The following is a 16949-nucleotide window of genomic DNA, read 5'->3' on the forward strand; positions in this document are numbered from 1 at the left end:
ACTTTGGGGCTTTTATCGTTAAGGCTACCTTTAGTTTACTGCGATTAGCTGTCGCTATCTGAATTATCGGACTCTGATTTTTCAGCTTGCGTCGGCTTTTTATGCTCAGCCTTAGGCTTACGAGTGCGAGCCTTTGGCACCTTAGGGGTTGTTAAATTAAACATACCTTTTTGCGGTAGCAGTTGCTCGGCCACGTTTTCAATCATATTTTTATAACTGGCTATCGTCGTTTTTGACTTTGCTGCCTGAATTTCCTCTTTCGTAGATGGCTCTACTATTGATTCAGTAGGCTGCTCAGTTTCGCTTTGCTCGAGGTTAGCATCTTTAACCTCAGCAGCTTCAACATTGACTTCAGTATTGATGTTAGTCTCTTCGATTTCCACATCGTTGACGTCAGCAGCTTCATCCTTCGTAGTTTTAGCCTCAGGAGTGACTTCAACCTCAGTTTGCTCAGTGGTTACTTTTTCTAGCGCTTGCTCTACCTGTAGCAGTTGTTCGCTCTCAGTACTGACCTCAGCTGCTTGCGCTGGATTTGCCAGCACCGTCGCTTCTACTTTGTGAGCATCAATCTCGCTATCAGCTTGCCCTGATTCGTTGATCGGCTCGTCAGAAACAGCCAATACTACTGGCTCTTGATAATCAGGATGCTGACCACGTGGGTCGTTGCTTGCCCGTTTATCGATGGTGCGCGGCTCCACGTCTGTTTTACCTTGCGTTGCTGCAAACTGACTGACAGCTTGTGTCATCGCTTCAAAGCGTGCGAGATAATCTGCTGCTAATGGTTGATAGCCGTAGTTGCTAAAATCAAAATTGTTATTGGCAGTTTCGCCAGTAGCACGTTGATTGTCGTTGGTGTTTGCAACCTTATCATTTACCACGATTTGAACGTGTGCCTGCTCTAGATGCAAAGCAACGGCAGCGTTAAAGCAGTTAATGACACCGTCTGCGGCTAAGCGACTTTCAGCCTCTGGTAGAGTCGCACGGATAAACTCACCAACCGTACCACGAATGGTCGGTACGCTCACAATGGCTTGTTCATCTTTCTTATCTATCTGCGACGCTTGAGTAGCTTGTGATTGCGCCTGCTGTTGACGTACCACGCGTGGGTCATTACTGGCTTGCCCAAATTTAGCGGCTGTAATGTAGCGTTTAGCAAACAACGCGTCATGAGTAAGCTCAAGCGCTGAGTGATTGTTGCTACTAGCATCGATTGCGACTTGGTTAGTATCAACTTGGTCAGTATCAATGCGGTTATCATCAGCTTCTACCTTTTGAGCTTCCGCTACTGGCGCGATATCTTCTGCTTTGATCTCTACTGATTTTTGCTCATGAGCCGCATTGTCAGCTTGGTTATCAGTGCTACTTTTTGAGGTTGCTTGCTCAGCTACCAAGGGTTTTTCATCGTCGCCTTTACTGTCGTCTGTCGAGACAGGTTTTTGCGCTTTGTTGTCAGTAGCGCTTATCTTTACCTCATCTACTTTTGCTTCGTCTACTAAAGCATCGCTATTTTCAGCAGCATGGGCTTGCGTACTGCTGTTTTGCGTACTAGCAGTAGAGTCGCTGTTTATATCAGATGACGGCTGAATGATACTTTGCTCGACCGCGGTCTGCTTATCAGCATGCTGCTGAGCAGTGTTTTCTTGACGCTCCTTTGCGGTATCAGCGACATTGCTATCATTTACTGAATGATGCTTTGCTGTCACCTGACGTGTTGCTGGTACAGATTTACTGTCATCTAAAGACAAGTGCACAACTTCTGCTGCCTTGAGTTCAGTGGCAGCTGCATTGACCTGCAATACAACTTCGTTAGGATCTTGATTACGACGGGCATTGGATTGAGTTTTGCTACCGTTAACATCTTTATTACTTTGTTGGTTGCTTTGCTGGCTCTTAGCCGTTGTTAACGTCTCACCGCGATCGAGTTTGCCGCGTGAGCTACGTTGGCTATTTGATTTGCGTTTAGCACGAGTTTGCTCTTCTGCGGCTTTGGTCTCATTGCTATTATTGCTATCATTTTCAGAGGCATTGCTTTCGCTAACATTGCGCTCGCTTGCATTTTGACGGTTGTCTTGGCGATTGTTGCGGTTGCGATCACTAGGGCGTCTATTATCCTGCTGACGTTTATCTTGGTTGTCAGCTTTATCATCAGTGCTAATTGGGCTGCTGTCAGTCGTATTGTTAGCGGCACTATTATCAGTTTCATCTGCCTGCTCTTTTCTTTGGCGTGGCTTAGATGGTCTTGATTTGCGTGGCTTGCGTCTTCTTCTATCTTCAGCGTCGCTACTATCGCCAGTATTACTATCATCAGTAGCGTTATCGGTATGACGTGTCTGCTGACGCTGACCGTTATTGTTTGACGGTTGGCTATTGTTTTGCTGAGGTGCTGATGCGCTTTGACTAGCATCATTTAACGCACTGTTATCCACTTGTCCAAACGAGCCTAGACTTTGCGCGCCGGTATTTACAAGCGCTTCAATGGCCTCAGCTGCATCACGGCTACTGATACTGTTTGTAGTCTGTGCCTGCGGCGCTTGGGCAAACAAATTAGACAACCAAGCGACTGCTTGCGGTTGGGCCGCAGCAACATTAGCAGATGGAGCCGCTACTGGAACAGAAGTGGTCGCAACGTTTGGGGTGTTCTGTGGTTGCGGCGCACGTGCTGACGAAACATTGTTGGTATTGGTATTGGTATTGGTATTGGTATTGGTATTGTTGCGATGCTCATTACTATGACTGGTGCTATTCTGCTGCTGCTCAGGCGTGCTCGGTTGTGCATTAGTACGAGCCGGTGCTTGACTGCTGCTGGTACTGTTGTCCGCTACTGAGCGTGGTTGGCGGGTAGGCTGCTGTTCAGGACGCTCTTTTTCGGCTGTTTGCCAATCAACGTTATAGCCAAGCTCGCTATATTCTTGCTGCTGAGTATCGGTGATACGCTCATAGCTTGATGGCGCAAAGCCATCGCGGTTAAAGTGGAGTTTAAAGTTTGGCGACTCTAAATGCGCGTGTGGCAAGATGGTGATACGCGTACCACTGTCTTGCTCTAGATAAACTAAGGCATCGCGCTTTTCATTTAATAAGAAAGCTGCGATATCAGTCGGTACTTCTGCTTGGACTTCACCTTGACGTTCTTTAAGCGCGATTTGTTCAATCTGACGCATTATAGATAATGATAATGAACGCAGGTCACGAATCATACCGTTGCCGTGACAACGCGGGCAGATATAGCCGGTTGACTCTTCTAGTGATGGACGCAGGCGTTGACGGCTCATCTCCATCAAACCAAATTTAGAAATATCACCAAATTGTACACGGGCACGGTCATATTTAGTGGCATCAATCAGACGTTTTTCAACTTCTTTTTGATGCTTATTGTCATTCATATCAATGAAATCAATGACAATTAGGCCGCCCATATCACGTAGACGTAATTGACGAGCAATCTCATCAGCCGCTTCTAGATTGGTATGATAAGCGGTCTCAGCAACGTCTGAGCCTTTGGTAGATTTAGCAGAGTTGATGTCGATAGAAACTAACGCTTCAGTTTGATCGATAACGATTGAGCCACCCGATGGCAAGCGAACTTCGCGCTGATAAGCGGTTTCAATCTGCTTTTCAATATTAAAGCGCGAAAACATTGGCTCATAATCGGTATATTTACGCAGTTTTTCTGCTTGTGTTGGCATGACCGCATCGATAAAACCAGCGGCTTCGATATAGGCGTTTTCGTTATCGATCCAAATCTCAGCAATATCATCGCGTAGATAGTCGCGGACAGCACGCGTAACCACGCCCGCTTCTTGATGAACCAAGCGCGGTGATGGATATTTTTGGTTTTGTTCTTGGATGGCTTGCCAGATATTAAGCAAATGATTTAAATCGTGTTGTAAATCTTCTTGGGTCTTACCAATACCAGCAGTACGAATGATAACGCTCATGCCTTTTGGCAAATCAAGACTGCCTAGCATGCGTTTCATATCTTCGCGTAATTTACCTGAGATTTGACGCGAGATACCGCCACCGCGAGGGTTGTTCGGCATTAAGACAAGATAACGTCCTGCTAATGACACATAAGTCGACAGGGCTGCACCTTTATTACCGCGCTCTTCTTTTTCAACTTGGACGATGAGCTCGTCACCTTCTTTGATTAGTTTTTTGATGTTTTCGTCACGTGGATTGCCACTTAAATATTCGGCAGAAATTTCACGAATCGGCAAAAAGCCTTGACGCTGTGAGCCATACTCTACAAAAACGGCTTCAAGCGAAGGCTCGACACGGGTCACATGACCTTTATAGATGTTGGATTTTTTTTGTTCGCGGGTACGGTTTTCTAAATCGAAATCGTACAGATGGTTGCCTTTGCAAAGGGCAACACGAATTTCTTCGTTTTGGGTAGCGTTGATCAAAATGCGTTTCATAATGGTATCCTATGAGTACGCATAACGACGACGAGACAGGCTTTAGAGCAAAGTGGCAAGCGCTGCTAATAACAGAATTAGCGTGAGCGGATGTTAATTAACGGTAGAACGTAAAGCATGGCGTTAATAAAGCACAGTGGCTTTTTCAAAAGCTTTTGACCTAAAGTCATTAGCGAGGCTAATGGCGGTAACGTCAATATAGAGGGTATAGAGTGTAAGGCTATAGTGCATCTATATCTTATTATAAGCAGGCTTGTCATAACGATTAATGCACGAGCAGGTTAGTGATCTTTTATTATCAGTATTTTTATCTACGTTGGTGGTCAGCGCACTTTGTCATAGCGGCGGTGGATAGTTACTGAGTTATAAAGGTATTACTGATACTAAAAAAGCATCGTGCTGTCACGATTAATCAATCAAGGTCTAGCAATAATATCGCTGTCGATAATAACTATTATATAAAATAGTACTACTCAGCGGTTATCCATTCAGGTGAAGCAATTGGTCATTCTTTATTTATCGTTCTTTTAGATATAACGTTAATAATATCTTGGGCGTCTCAAAGCGAAGTGTTGCTGCTTCAGTCATCAGCGGGGCGTACTTGGCAAACAGAATAAATGACCGGCTTATCGGCGCGGTGTCTCATGTCTATTCTACTTATCGTCCTCTGTTTGACCACTAATACTTAGGCAGTTATCGAGATTCACAGTGTTAATACTCAATTGCACTCTCAACGACCCATACTTGCTCAACTGCACGCGGCTAAAGGACTGTTAGATAATAAATTATCAAATCAAGTCGTTATCATGCGGGTAGTGAGTAAAGGGTATATGGTTATCACTTAATAAAAGGGCTTTTGCCAAATTTATTAAGGCGATGCTATCTATTGTCACAATATTCTGTAAAAAATGCTTTGTAAGAATAAATAGTTTTGTACTAATAAATAATTTTTTACTGATAAGTATCAGCATGGTTATTACAATTCATTGGGCATTATAGGGTATATCTGTTGCTATAACACCCTTAAAATTAGATGAAACGCCCAACCTTCGCAGGTTATATAGTCTAACTATTTTTACCAGCAAGTTATTAGCAAGCCGTAAAATAGCGATACGCTGTCTGAAACAACAATGAATTATTGTCGTAGCCTCTGCCGTATTGGCGCTCAACATGCTAAACTATAGCAAATCTTTGTGTAAATACCTAACTAAAAATGACGAACTCGAAAATGACAAACGACGAACCTATCCACGAAGCGCCAGCCATCTTTAATAGTAAAACGCGCCCACAAAGTGCTGACGATGAGATTAGTAACTTTGGCAAGGTGAACTATCTTGAGGTCACGCGTCATCAACATGACCAGCGTTTAGACAATTTCCTACTTAATCGCTTAAAGGGTTTGCCAAAACCGCATATCTACAAAATGATTCGCTCAGATGAGGTGCGAGTCAATAATAAACGCTGTAAAGCGCATGACAGAGTGCAGCGTGAAGACGTGGTTCGTATTGCGCCAGTAGTACTCGCTACTCGCGAAAAACCTATCATCAGTACCGAATTTGCCAAGAGCTTGTTGGCACGTGTGGTCTACGAAGATGAAGGCTTGATAGTGCTCAATAAACCATCAGGTATTGCGGTTCATGGTGGTAGTGGTCTTGATTTTGGTGTCATTGAAGCCATGCGTGAAGTAACGGGTAAAAAATACTTAGAGCTGATACATCGTATTGATAAAGATACGTCAGGTTTGCTGATGATTTCTAAGAAACGCTCGACGCTTAAAACATTGCAGCAGTATCTGGTCGACAGAACCATTCAAAAGCATTATTTGTGTATTGCAAAAGGGCAGCCTGCGCTTAACGAACAACGTATCGATGCGCCATTGCTACGCTATACGCTTGCCAGCGGTGAGCGCCGTGTCAAGGTGGATGCGCAAGATCCACAAGCCAAAGAAAGCCAGACAGATATTGTTATCCATGGTCGCTTTACAATCGCTGATCAGCCAGTCAGTTTGATTGAAGCCAAACCGTTGACCGGACGCACGCATCAAATCCGTGTACATTTAGCGCATATCGGGCATGCTATCTTAGGCGATGATAAGTACCACGTACATGACAAGTCTGGCGTTCATCGTCTGTGCTTACATGCATGGCGCTTAGATATTCCAGGTTATGAGACTATTACTGCGCCTTTACCAGACGAGATGCTCAATTGGATACCAGAAGATATTAAAACCAGCCTGCCTAAATAAGCTTTAAGTCATTTGGTTTCAATCTAAATGCTATAAGCATCAATATTAAACGTCACGATATCTTATTATCAACAATAAGCTGCCGTGACGTTTTCGTATCTGCCATTTGTTACTATTCATTAAGGTAAATTCATGAGTGAATCATCTACAACTACTATAACCTCTATCAAAAATTCTCAATTGTCTGCCAAGCATGGTTTAGCAGATAAGACATTAATCATATTTGATTGGGATGGTACGCTGATGGACTCGATTGGCTTAATTGTTGAGTCTATGCATGTGGCGGGCGAGGCGCATGGTTTTACGACGACCGATCAAGCAGTCAAAGATATTATCGGACTCAGCTTAATGAAAGGTATCGAGACCTTATATCCGCAAGCAACCGATGTGCAGAAGCAGGCGATTCAGCAAAGTTATGCAGATTATTATATCCCTAACAGTCATCGTACGCCGTTTTTTGCACCGATAGAAAATATGCTGCAAACCTTGCAGCAGAAAAATCGTAAGCTTGCTGTCGCCACAGGTAAAAAAAGAAAAGGGTTGGATCGTGTCTTGGATGCCTCGAATAGCCATCATTATTTTGTTATGACGCGCTGTGCTGATGAATCAGGCTCCAAACCTGATCCGCAAATGCTGACGGATATTTTGCAGTATACCGAGCAGCAAATCTCCAATGCGGTATTTATCGGTGATAGCATTTATGATATTCAAATGGCCAATAGTTTGGGTATGACCAGTATTGCGGTTAATTATGGTACGGCAAGCAGTAGCGATCTTGCCGCACAGCAGCCGAGTTATCAAGTAGACACGCCGCAAGCGTTGGCTGAGCTATTGTGTGCGTAACTAAATATTGATTTAATTGTTAAGAAATAAATAATAATAAAAAAGGGTTTATCGCTAATAACGATAAACCCTTTTTCATTAAATACTATGAGATTTATTTGCTTTCTTCTTTAGAGCTATCTTTTTGTTGGACCGCATCCTTTTCGATTGCGTCTTCTAGCTCAGCGCCTTCTAGTAACGCAAAAGACGACTCAATAATTTTGTCTGCATCGAGCTGATACTCATACCAGTTGCCCATAACGCCTGCTAATTCATCAAGACCTTCTTTTCTTAATGCTGAAAATAGCTGAATGCTACAGTTCAAACCCAGTTGCTTCAGTCGTTTACGAGTATTAAGCAAAGCATTTTTAGAGGCACCATACTTCAGCTTATCTGCTTTCGTCAACAAGATATGAACTGGCAGCTTACCATCATTTGCCCAACGTAGCATTTGCTCATCAAAGAATTTCAATGGATGACGGATATCGCTCATCAGCACCAAACCTGCAAGGCTTGAGCGCGACACCAAATACTCTTCTAGCTCAACCTGCCATTCTTTTTTCATCTCAAGCGGTACGGCGGCATAGCCATAACCTGGCAAGTCCACCAAACGCCTATCGGTATCACCGATACTAAAAAAGTTAATCATCTGCGTACGACCAGGTGTTTTAGACGAGCGTGCCAATTGACGCTGATTGGTAAGCGCATTAATGGCTGAAGATTTACCAGCGTTTGAACGACCAGCAAATGCCACCTCTAACCCTATATCTGCAGGACAAAGGCGAAAGGTCGGCGCTGACGTCATAAATTCAGTTTGCTGAATACGCTGACGGGCTTTGGTATTAAAATCCGCATGCTTCGCGGCGACATCATTGAACGGGGTACTCATAAATGACTCATTACTGTTAAAATATAGATACGGTAGTTAAAATTTTTGCAGTTGGTCAGTGACTAGCGTAGCTTCTTTGGCAGCTAGCAACTAAAAACCAATCTTTCATAAAATAAGCGTTTTAAATTACCGACTATTCTATACTATTAATGCGCTTAGTTATTGAAATAACGGCTATTAGCCTTATATTAATCAGAGCATACCACTAAAATGAACTAGCACTTAGCGAAGTTATCTACCTTATTTAAATGAGGTTAACAAAGCTAAACTATATTTATATATATTAATTCGACATATGTTGTTACAATATCTAAGAAGATAGGTTCAATAAAATACGTTTAATAGCATCGCTGATTACGCAAATGCATAAACGAAAGGAGGTGCCCTATGTTGTCAATTACCACACTTTTTGCTAACAGTTACCGCTTGCTTGCCAGCACTGGCGCAGCGCTGATTGTCAGTACTGCAATGATAAGTAATGCAGGTGCAGCGGATATTGCTACGACTTATAGTGACTCTTGTGCGGCTTGTCATGATAGTGGCGCTTTGAATGCCATCAAAAAAGGCGACAGTGCCAAGTGGCAACAGCTGATAAAACAAAAAGGCATGCCAGCGCTGATCAATTCTGTTAAAAGCGGCATGATTCAAATGCCAGCGGGTGGATTGTGCGAAGATTGTAGCGATGATGATTATCGCAAGCTTATTGAATATATGAGTAAGTAGTAAGTAAAAATCAAAAGCTTAAATAGTAAATATAAGGCGCAAGGTCACAGAACCTTTTGCGCTTTTTATTTTTTATTAAGCAAGCACTGAGGCTATGAGTAGAAAAACTATCTAATACTACGATTAAGTAGGCAAATAGTAAAAAGTCTTGCTATAATAATCCAAAATAAACCCTGATATTAGTAAGTGCTTTCGGGCTGCTTGTGACAAAGACTACAAAATATAAGGCTTAGCTGGCTAAATAAGGGCTCTGCAAATATGATGTCTCTTGATAATGCAATCACTCTAGATAATGCTTACATCGAGTTAGTAGGATTTGTATCAATGAAAAAGTTAATCGCTGCCGCCAGCTTATGTGTTGCAAGTTTCAGCGTACAAGCTGCTATCACTGTTCCTGAATATGATCTTAATGCCGGCAAACAAATCGCAGAAACAGTCTGTGCTGCTTGTCATGGTGTTGATGGGGTGAGCCCTGTGCCAGCCCAACCTAACCTTGGTGGTCAAAATGTAAAATACTTATATAAACAATTGGTTAATTTTAAAGCAGGCTACCGTAAAAACGGCATCATGCAGTCGCAAGTGGCCAATTTATCTCAGCAAGACTTAGCGAACGTGTCAGGTTATTATGCTAGCCAAAAACCTTGGGGTGTCGCGTTCGGTAATCCTGCCACCACACAAGAAGCCACTAAGCTATTTTTAGGCGGTGATAAGTCACGCGGTGTCATCGGTTGTGCAGGTTGTCATGGTCCAGATGCAGCGGGTAACGCTTGGGCAGCATTTCCACGTTTAGGCGGACAACATGCGGAATATATTGCCACTCAGTTAAAGCTTTTCCGTGCTGCTGGTCGTGTAGACGATATTGATAGTGATGACCAAAAGCGTGTCAATGATGCAGCGAAAGAGGGCGAGATGGGGATGATGCAAACCGTCGCCTCTAAGCTATCTGATCGCGATATTCGTATTTTGTCAGACTATGTGAGCGCTATTCATTAATCTTTGATAGACGTAGTTTGCCTAATTCATATTATTGCTAATTTTTACTATGAATAGGCATTTGATCTGCACATATTATTATTTAGCCATTAAACCCCGATTTCGGGGTTTTTTTATAACTGTCAGTCCTTATATAATTGCAGGTCTTTATATTACATAAGCTAACTATGAACAGACCGAGTGGCGTTTATCATTTATCATTGGTCTGTATCATTAAATGTTATTCACCTTGAATCGCTTGGATTTAGATTATGATGATTCGCTATGCTTCTTATTTTATCGCAGCGCTGCTACCGTTATTGCTATTTCGCTGGTTTGCGCCGGCGTCAATCGGTGAGATTGATTTTTGGCTACTGTGGCTACTAGCCATGGTTTTGGTTTCGTTACCAGTCATTTATGCGGAGATAGCATTGGCTTATCGCAGTGCAGAAGCTCCTTTGGCTGGTATGCAAAAGCTCACTCGAGAGGCGGATGCCAGTTCGCTATGGCGAGGGTTTGGTTGGCTTGCCGCCTTAGTTTCTATCATTATTGCCGCGCTCGTCATATCTGGTGCAAGCACTGGCATATTAACAGCTTTAACTGAGCTTAATAGTGCGCCTGATGTCCCAAGCTTTGCGATTGCTGCAGGTTTAATGGTCATTGCTGTGTTATTAAGCTTACTGGGAGTGACGCCTTTACCGATTGGTTTGGGTTTAATGTTGGTTGGTTTACTGTTCGGGCTGGCAAACGGCTTGCCAAACATTACTTTTGCGATGACCAATGTCAGCTTAGGTGAATGGGCAAGGGCAGTTGCATTGGCGTTGGTCAGTGTTGGCGCGGGTACAGGCTTATACTGGTTCGGTCAAAATCTAGTGACCAAACAAGCAGTAACTGCGGTAGGAGCCGACAATCATAATGCGCAAAAATCGTCTCACGCTCATGCAGCAAGTGAATATCGGGCAACCAAGCTGGTGCTACCAATTTGGATATTGCAGTTATTAGTTGGGGTGGTGGCTTTATTTATCAGTGGTATGGTGCTACCGCCAATAGGTCAGCTATTGTACTGGGTTGGCGTGCTGTTCGTGGTCAGCTACTTGCTATACTATAGTACTCAGCAGTTAGCGCATCAATTTGGATTGCTGGTAAGCTTGGTATTAACTTTTACTATAGCGCTGCTATTGGTCATTGCCATACCAACCATTTGGCTGGTGGGTATACTGGTTATTATCAGTAGTATTGCGGTGTTATTGTTGTCTATTTTTGCAGGTTGGCAGATGAAAATCAGCCATTTGCGTAAGTCTTTGAACTTTGGCAATGAAGCTTTTTATAACTTGTGGCGAATCGCAATACGTTTGATTGTACCGCTGGCGCTACTGTTAGCATTGATAGGTTGGGTGATGCAGTGGTTAAGCTAATAGCGGATGAAGGTCAAGTTAATAGTCTTGATGCTGTGCTTGATTCTCAGCATGGCACTGCTCAGCAAGGTAATATTCAGAAGAGTACTATTCAACAGGGTGCTCTTCAAAAAACGACTATGATGACAGTGTATTTAGCGTATGCTGAAGAGGCACAGCGTCAGCATTATCTAAGCTTACAAGTCAGTTATGGTACGACCTTGTATGAGGCATTGGCGCAAGCAGGTTGGTTGACAGAGTTTGAAGGGTTGGAAAAATGGTGCGAAGAAGTAGCTGATATTGTAACGCCAACGGCTAAACGTTGGCACGTCGGCATTTATGCGCAAAAGCAGCCACTCAGCTATCTATTGCAACCTTTTGACCGGATAGAGGTGTATAGAAGCTTAAACGCTGATCCTATGTCTCAGCGTAAAAGTAAATCTCGAGGTTGACGCCTAAAGTTTGTTATTAAAGCTATTATTTAGGTAGTGTTTCTACACCTTGAATACGGGTGACTATACCATTATCATCAAAGTAAATAACTAAATGCTGGCTGGCATTATTAACATCAGCGATACCTTTGCGGCGACCGTCTGTCCCTGCTTGATAGTCATAAATATAATCCCAGCGTTTAGGCTCTAGCGTGTCTTTAATCGCTGGGCTACCAAGAATATAAAGTACCTGATTTTGATTCATACCCACTTGCAGTTTTTGCGCTTGCGTTTGAGTAATGGGTGTTCCTTGCGGCAAATCAATCTTGTAAACACTCAGTAATGAGCAGCCAGACATAGCAACAGAGGCGCTAAGCATGCTGGTAATGACAATCTTGCGTAATGTGCTTACAGGGCTTAACGGACGTAAATTTAAGGTCTTTATCATGGTAAGATGACTCATAAAAAATGGGTTAGGTACGGCTAAGGACGGTGGATGTTGGTCTTGCCGACAATCTTGGATAAATGATACGTCATTTACTTGCAATTGCCTACCACTTACGACATTATTTACCAAACGATGTCTTGCGTCATTTATTATTTATATTTTAAATTCATAGACTTGTGGTCCTGTTTTTAGAAAAGATATGTTAGAAATATACTTACTAGTAGCTAGTTCTATATGATTCTAATTTTTTCATAACCAATAACTGCTAACCATTGACGATTGTTTATCTCGTGTTTTTTGAATTTATTTGCTAAGACTTTCATAGTCAGAAGGGATATTATGGCTTCTTTTACCAATCAAGATTTACGTAGAGCGGGTTTAAAAGTAACATTACCGCGCATCAAAATTTTAGAGCTGCTCGAGAGTGCCGAGCTGCATCATATGAGTGCAGAGGAGGTGTATAAGGCACTAATTGAACAAGGCGAAGATGTGGGTCTAGCGACCGTCTATCGCGTATTGACTCAGTTTGAGCAAGCAGGTATTGTCGAGCGCCATAATTTTGAAAACAATTTATCAGTGTTTGAAATTACCCAAGAAGAGCATCATGACCATCTGGTTTGTGATGTTTGTGGCAAGATTATCGAGTTCCATAATAATATAATTGAGGAAGAGCAGATAAAAGTAGCGGCAGAACAAGGCTTTAAGCTATCGGGTCATTCCTTGGTGCTCTATGGTATCTGTAACAACCAAGCCTGTAGAGACAGCGCTAAGTAATCATTTTAAATTGATGATATTTTTTATCTATCTGTATTATTTTACACCTACTGATTATAGAAAACTATAAAGAAGCCCTCACATACGATGAGGGCTTTTTTTATGCGTTTATTTTGTGAGCATGAAATGTTGTGAGTATGAAACGTTATGAATATTGCTGAAAAATAGTCGTTAAGTGATATCTAACGACAAACTATCGGCGCCTTCATCTAAATTAGCGTTACCATTTTTGCTGCTAAGTTTAATTTTTAAGCGCAAATCATTAGGAGAGTCAGCATGGAGAATTGCTTCTTTATAAGTAATCTCACCATTTTCATATAAATCAAAGAGCGCTTGATCAAAGGTTTGCATGCCGCTATCGCGTGAGCGCGTCATGACATCTTTGATTTCATGAATTTCGCCTTTACGGATATAATCACTAATCAGCTGAGAGTTTAATAAAATCTCAATAGCGGCACGGCGTCCTTTACCGTCAGGTGTTGGAATCAATTGCTGAGCAATAATAGCTTGTAAGTTAAGAGATAAGTCCATAAACAATTGGTTGTGGCGGCTGGTTTCAAAAAAGTGAATGATACGATCAATCGCTTGGTTGGCGTTATTGGCGTGTAAGGTCGCAAATACCAAATGCCCTGTTTCTGCATATTGGATTGCATAGCTCATAACTTCGAGGTTGCGAATCTCACCAATCAAAATAACATCAGGCGCTTGGCGTAGCGTATTTTTTAGACCGGCTTCAAAAGAGTGAGTATCGATACCGACTTCGCGCTGGGTAATAATACAACCGCGATGTTTATGTACAAATTCAATAGGGTCTTCGATGGTAATAATGTGACCGTGAGAGTTTTGATTACGGTGTCCAATCATCGCTGCAAGGGTGGTCGATTTACCGGTACCCGTTGCACCCACTAATAGAATAATACCGCGTTTTTTCATTGCCAGCTCTTTTAGTGCTGGCGGCAGACGCAGCTCTTCGACCGTCGGGATTTTATTTTCGATTTTCCGTAAAATCATCCCTGCCATATCGCGTTGTATAAAGGCACTGACTCGAAAACGTGCTTGCTGGGCTTGATCGGTAATCGCAAACTGGCATTCGTTGGTCTCTTTAAACTCTTGTTGCTGGCTGGGCGTCATCACACCTTTGACCAGCCTCATGGTTTGCTCAGCCGTTAAAGGCGTTTTACCAACGGGCAGAATTTTTCCATTTATTTTCATGGAAGGCGCGACATCCGCAGTAATAAAAAGGTCGGAGCCATTTTTATTGATCATCAATTGTAAAAGTTTATCAATGTCCATAACGTACCTATATGTTCGATAAAGTGTGCAATAAGTAGAGTAAAATTTGCTTCAATAAACTTTTGAAAATTGCGAATAATGACCATTAAAATAAAGCCGATCAAAAATCTGTCATTGTCATTGTGTTATTTGCCAAAGTTCAAGGTTATAAAAACTAAGATTATAACCAGCTAAAAATAAAAGAGATACACTCAAAATAGCATTCTGCTGGGATAAATTTTCCTTGCTTGCTGTGTGCTTTGCACTCCAGAGGCTTCGAGAAATATATCCCAGCAACACTGTATCGCTCTTAGAGTGGGTCGACTATATAACTAATAATATAAACCAATATTATATAAAGGCCTCAGGCTGCTTAGCATAAGGTCGTGCGACGTCTTTGCTAATCGTGCCTTTTGATACTAGGTTTTTAAGCGTTTGATCGAGCGTAATCATACCGTCACCTGCACCCGTTTGGATAGAAGAGTACATTTGGGCAATTTTGTTTTCACGTATCAAGTTACGAATAGCGGGCGTACCCAGCATAATCTCATGCGCGGCAATTCGTCCACCAGTTTGACGACGTAACAGCGTCTGGGATATCACTGCTTGTAGCGACTCCGATAGCATCGCACGAATCATATCTTTTTCAGCGGCAGGGAATACGTCAATGACACGGTCAATGGTTTTTGCTGCGGAGCTGGTGTGCAAAGTCCCAAAGACTAAGTGACCAGTTTCAGCTGCGGTGAGGGCCAAGCGTATGGTCTCAAGGTCACGTAGCTCACCAACTAGAATAACATCGGGATCCTCACGTAAAGCTGAGCGCAGTGCTGCATCGAAACCTAACGTATCACGGTGTACTTCACGCTGGTTGATCAAGCTCTTTTTAGACTCGTGAACAAATTCAATCGGGTCTTCAATGGTCAAAATATGCTCTTTACGGGTTTCATTGATATAATCAATCATGGCCGCCAGCGTTGTAGATTTCCCTGAGCCGGTTGGACCAGTCACTAATACTACGCCGCGCTTAAAGTCGGAGACGCGTTTGAAGACTTCACCCATTCCTAAGTCTTCCATGGTGAGAACTTTTGACGGAATCGTACGAAAGACTGCGCCCGCACCGCGATTTTGGTTAAAAGCATTTACCCGAAAACGCGCTAAATTAGGAATCTCAAAAGAGAAATCCGTCTCAAAGAATTCTTCAAAGTCGGCACGCTGCCTATCATTCATGATGTCATAGATAAGCTGATGCACCACTTGATGAGTCATTTCTGGCATATTGATACGGGTCATCTCGCCGTCGACTCGAATCATCGCTGGCATACCGGCTGAAATATGTAAATCTGAGGCTTTATGCTTGACTGTAAAGCGTAGTAAATCTTCGATGCTTAAATTGTTTTTTTCAGCCATAATCGGATGTTCCTATCAATAAATGAGGGTGAGCCAAAAGAACATAAAAGCAGGCAATAAGCATGATTCTATGACATTATTTAAACCAATCTCTCTAAGATAGGCTAGGCTGGACTATGATTATTACTATTGCTATCGTTTTTAGCAGCATATGTTAAACCATGTAACAATATCATAACAAGACTACGCCTATTTAACCATCTACTGACTGAATAAAATGCAAAAATAGTTTATATAAGATTTTTTATGTAGATAAATAAATATCGTTTTTATTAAAATTTATTTCTACCATAAAAACAGTATATGCCAATCGTCTTTTAAAATAATTCAGTGTTTAATCTATAAGAGCTTTTTATGAATGCCACTTCTCATCAAAAAAATATAACGAACACCCCTGCTAATATTACAAATAACAAAGGGAAAGTTCAGGATTTGACTCTCATTGAAAATTGGCAGCAGGTAGGCAAGCAAGTGGCACAGGCTTGTGAGCTAGCAGGTAGACAGGCAGATAGCGTTACCTTGCTTGCGGTATCTAAAACCAAGCCTGTTGAAATGATTGCGACTTTAGCGCGTCAAGGGCAGCATGATTTTGGCGAAAACTATCTGCAAGAGGCTATCGATAAAATTAAGACCCTGCAAGGACAGGCAGAGTGCGATCATATCGTTTGGCATTATATCGGTAGTATTCAGCGTAATAAAACACGCGATATCGCTGAGCATTTTGATTGGGTGCAAACGCTTGAGCGTGACATTATTGCTAAGCGTCTTAATGACCAAAGACCCGCTGGAATGCTACCTTTAAACGTCCTGATTCAGATTAATATCGATAATGAAGATAGCAAGTCAGGCTGTTTGCCAGAGCAACTTCCAGAATTAATAACAGTCATCAAAGCTTATGAGCGTTTGCAATTGCGTGGGCTGATGATAATTCCTGCCAAAGCAAACACGGATGCTTTTAAGCGAACCAAGCAATTATTTGAAGAGATTAAGCGTGAACACCCAGAACTGAGTCAATGGGATACGCTTAGCATGGGCATGAGCGACGATATGGCTGATGCCATTGCTAGTGGCTCCACTATGGTGCGCGTTGGTACCGCAATATTTGGTGCGCGTGCTTGATCGACTTTTAAGAAAGTATAGCGCTACTGTTATTGGTT

13 protein-coding genes are annotated in these 16949 nt (G+C 42.4%); 8 read left to right on the top strand and 5 right to left on the bottom strand.

The window, feature by feature from the left end:
• Window positions 1–44 precede the first annotated feature (44 nt).
• The gene (locus tag DABAL43B_RS01680; RefSeq protein ID WP_079690785.1) at window positions 45–4415 is read right to left on the bottom strand and encodes an Rne/Rng family ribonuclease; all 4371 of its coding nucleotides are present in this window, start codon (window positions 4413–4415) and stop codon (window positions 45–47) included.
• Between the two features lie 1228 nt (window positions 4416–5643).
• Between DABAL43B_RS01680 and DABAL43B_RS01685 the strand changes: the two genes are divergently transcribed.
• Window positions 5644–6660: an RluA family pseudouridine synthase gene (locus DABAL43B_RS01685; protein WP_079690786.1), complete on the top strand. Its 1017-nt coding sequence runs from the start codon at window positions 5644–5646 to the stop codon at window positions 6658–6660.
• A 132-nt stretch (window positions 6661–6792) separates the two neighbouring features.
• Complete coding sequence (locus DABAL43B_RS01690; RefSeq protein ID WP_079690787.1) at window positions 6793–7503, top strand: HAD-IA family hydrolase; 711 nt, start codon at window positions 6793–6795, stop codon at window positions 7501–7503.
• Window positions 7504–7597: 94 nt separating this feature from the next.
• On the opposite strand, the gene yihA is transcribed toward DABAL43B_RS01690, so the two are convergent.
• Window positions 7598–8371: a ribosome biogenesis GTP-binding protein YihA/YsxC gene (gene yihA, locus DABAL43B_RS01695; RefSeq protein WP_079690788.1), complete on the bottom strand. Its 774-nt coding sequence runs from the start codon at window positions 8369–8371 to the stop codon at window positions 7598–7600.
• A gap of 387 nt (window positions 8372–8758) precedes the next feature.
• Here yihA and DABAL43B_RS01700 point away from each other — a divergent pair, with 387 nt between their 5' ends.
• From DABAL43B_RS01700 to DABAL43B_RS01715, 4 genes are all read left to right on the top strand, one after another.
• Window positions 8759–9094, top strand: coding sequence for a c-type cytochrome (locus DABAL43B_RS01700; protein ID WP_079690789.1), 336 nt, complete (start codon window positions 8759–8761; stop codon window positions 9092–9094).
• 324 nt (window positions 9095–9418) lie between these two features.
• On the top strand, window positions 9419–10087 hold the full coding sequence (locus tag DABAL43B_RS01705) for a c-type cytochrome (RefSeq protein ID WP_079692997.1): 669 nt from the start codon (window positions 9419–9421) through the stop codon (window positions 10085–10087).
• 251 nt (window positions 10088–10338) lie between these two features.
• Window positions 10339–11481 carry a hypothetical protein gene (locus tag DABAL43B_RS01710; protein ID WP_079690790.1) on the top strand — a complete coding sequence of 381 codons (1143 nt, stop codon included), beginning with the start codon at window positions 10339–10341 and terminating at the stop codon, window positions 11479–11481.
• Window positions 11469–11912, top strand: a complete 444-nt coding sequence (locus DABAL43B_RS01715) for an RnfH family protein (protein ID WP_079692998.1) — start codon at window positions 11469–11471, stop codon at window positions 11910–11912. Before DABAL43B_RS01710 ends, DABAL43B_RS01715 begins: the two co-directional genes overlap by 13 nt.
• 25 nt (window positions 11913–11937) lie before the next feature.
• Here the strand turns inward: DABAL43B_RS01715 and DABAL43B_RS01720 are convergent, their stop codons facing one another.
• The gene (locus tag DABAL43B_RS01720; RefSeq protein ID WP_079690791.1) at window positions 11938–12354 is read right to left on the bottom strand and encodes an outer membrane protein assembly factor BamE; all 417 of its coding nucleotides are present in this window, start codon (window positions 12352–12354) and stop codon (window positions 11938–11940) included.
• 324 nt (window positions 12355–12678) lie between these two features.
• On the opposite strand from DABAL43B_RS01720, the gene fur reads away from it, so the two are divergent.
• Entirely contained in the window at window positions 12679–13113 is a 435-nt protein-coding gene (gene fur / locus DABAL43B_RS01725) for a ferric iron uptake transcriptional regulator (RefSeq protein WP_079690792.1), read from the top strand.
• Between the two features lie 171 nt (window positions 13114–13284).
• Here the strand turns inward: fur and DABAL43B_RS01730 are convergent, their stop codons facing one another.
• Window positions 13285–14406: a PilT/PilU family type 4a pilus ATPase gene (locus DABAL43B_RS01730; protein ID WP_079690793.1), complete on the bottom strand. Its 1122-nt coding sequence runs from the start codon at window positions 14404–14406 to the stop codon at window positions 13285–13287.
• A 330-nt stretch (window positions 14407–14736) separates the two neighbouring features.
• Complete coding sequence (locus DABAL43B_RS01735) at window positions 14737–15792, bottom strand: type IV pilus twitching motility protein PilT (RefSeq protein WP_079690794.1); 1056 nt, start codon at window positions 15790–15792, stop codon at window positions 14737–14739.
• 354 nt (window positions 15793–16146) lie between these two features.
• Here DABAL43B_RS01735 and DABAL43B_RS01740 point away from each other — a divergent pair, with 354 nt between their 5' ends.
• The gene (locus DABAL43B_RS01740) at window positions 16147–16911 is read left to right on the top strand and encodes a YggS family pyridoxal phosphate-dependent enzyme (protein ID WP_079690795.1); all 765 of its coding nucleotides are present in this window, start codon (window positions 16147–16149) and stop codon (window positions 16909–16911) included.
• Window positions 16912–16949: the final 38 nt, after the last annotated feature.

It is taken from the genome of Psychrobacter sp. DAB_AL43B, assembly GCF_900168255.1.
Classification (GTDB): Bacteria; Pseudomonadota; Gammaproteobacteria; order Pseudomonadales; family Moraxellaceae; genus Psychrobacter.

Bases quoted from the DNA above. Each gene is read 5' to 3' on its own strand.
- DABAL43B_RS01680 (WP_079690785.1), bottom strand. From the start codon at position 4,415: ATGAAACGCATTTTGATCAACGCTACCCAAAACGAAGAAATTCGTGTT.
- DABAL43B_RS01685 (WP_079690786.1), top strand. From the start codon at position 5,644: ATGACAAACGACGAACCTATCCACGAAGCGCCAGCCATCTTTAATAGT.
- DABAL43B_RS01690 (WP_079690787.1), top strand. From the start codon at position 6,793: ATGAGTGAATCATCTACAACTACTATAACCTCTATCAAAAATTCTCAA.
- yihA (WP_079690788.1), bottom strand. From the start codon at position 8,371: ATGAGTACCCCGTTCAATGATGTCGCCGCGAAGCATGCGGATTTTAAT.
- DABAL43B_RS01700 (WP_079690789.1), top strand. From the start codon at position 8,759: ATGTTGTCAATTACCACACTTTTTGCTAACAGTTACCGCTTGCTTGCC.
- DABAL43B_RS01705 (WP_079692997.1), top strand. From the start codon at position 9,419: ATGAAAAAGTTAATCGCTGCCGCCAGCTTATGTGTTGCAAGTTTCAGC.
- DABAL43B_RS01710 (WP_079690790.1), top strand. From the start codon at position 10,339: ATGATGATTCGCTATGCTTCTTATTTTATCGCAGCGCTGCTACCGTTA.
- DABAL43B_RS01720 (WP_079690791.1), bottom strand. From the start codon at position 12,354: ATGAGTCATCTTACCATGATAAAGACCTTAAATTTACGTCCGTTAAGC.
- fur (WP_079690792.1), top strand. From the start codon at position 12,679: ATGGCTTCTTTTACCAATCAAGATTTACGTAGAGCGGGTTTAAAAGTA.
- DABAL43B_RS01730 (WP_079690793.1), bottom strand. From the start codon at position 14,406: ATGGACATTGATAAACTTTTACAATTGATGATCAATAAAAATGGCTCC.
- DABAL43B_RS01735 (WP_079690794.1), bottom strand. From the start codon at position 15,792: ATGGCTGAAAAAAACAATTTAAGCATCGAAGATTTACTACGCTTTACA.
- DABAL43B_RS01740 (WP_079690795.1), top strand. From the start codon at position 16,147: ATGAATGCCACTTCTCATCAAAAAAATATAACGAACACCCCTGCTAAT.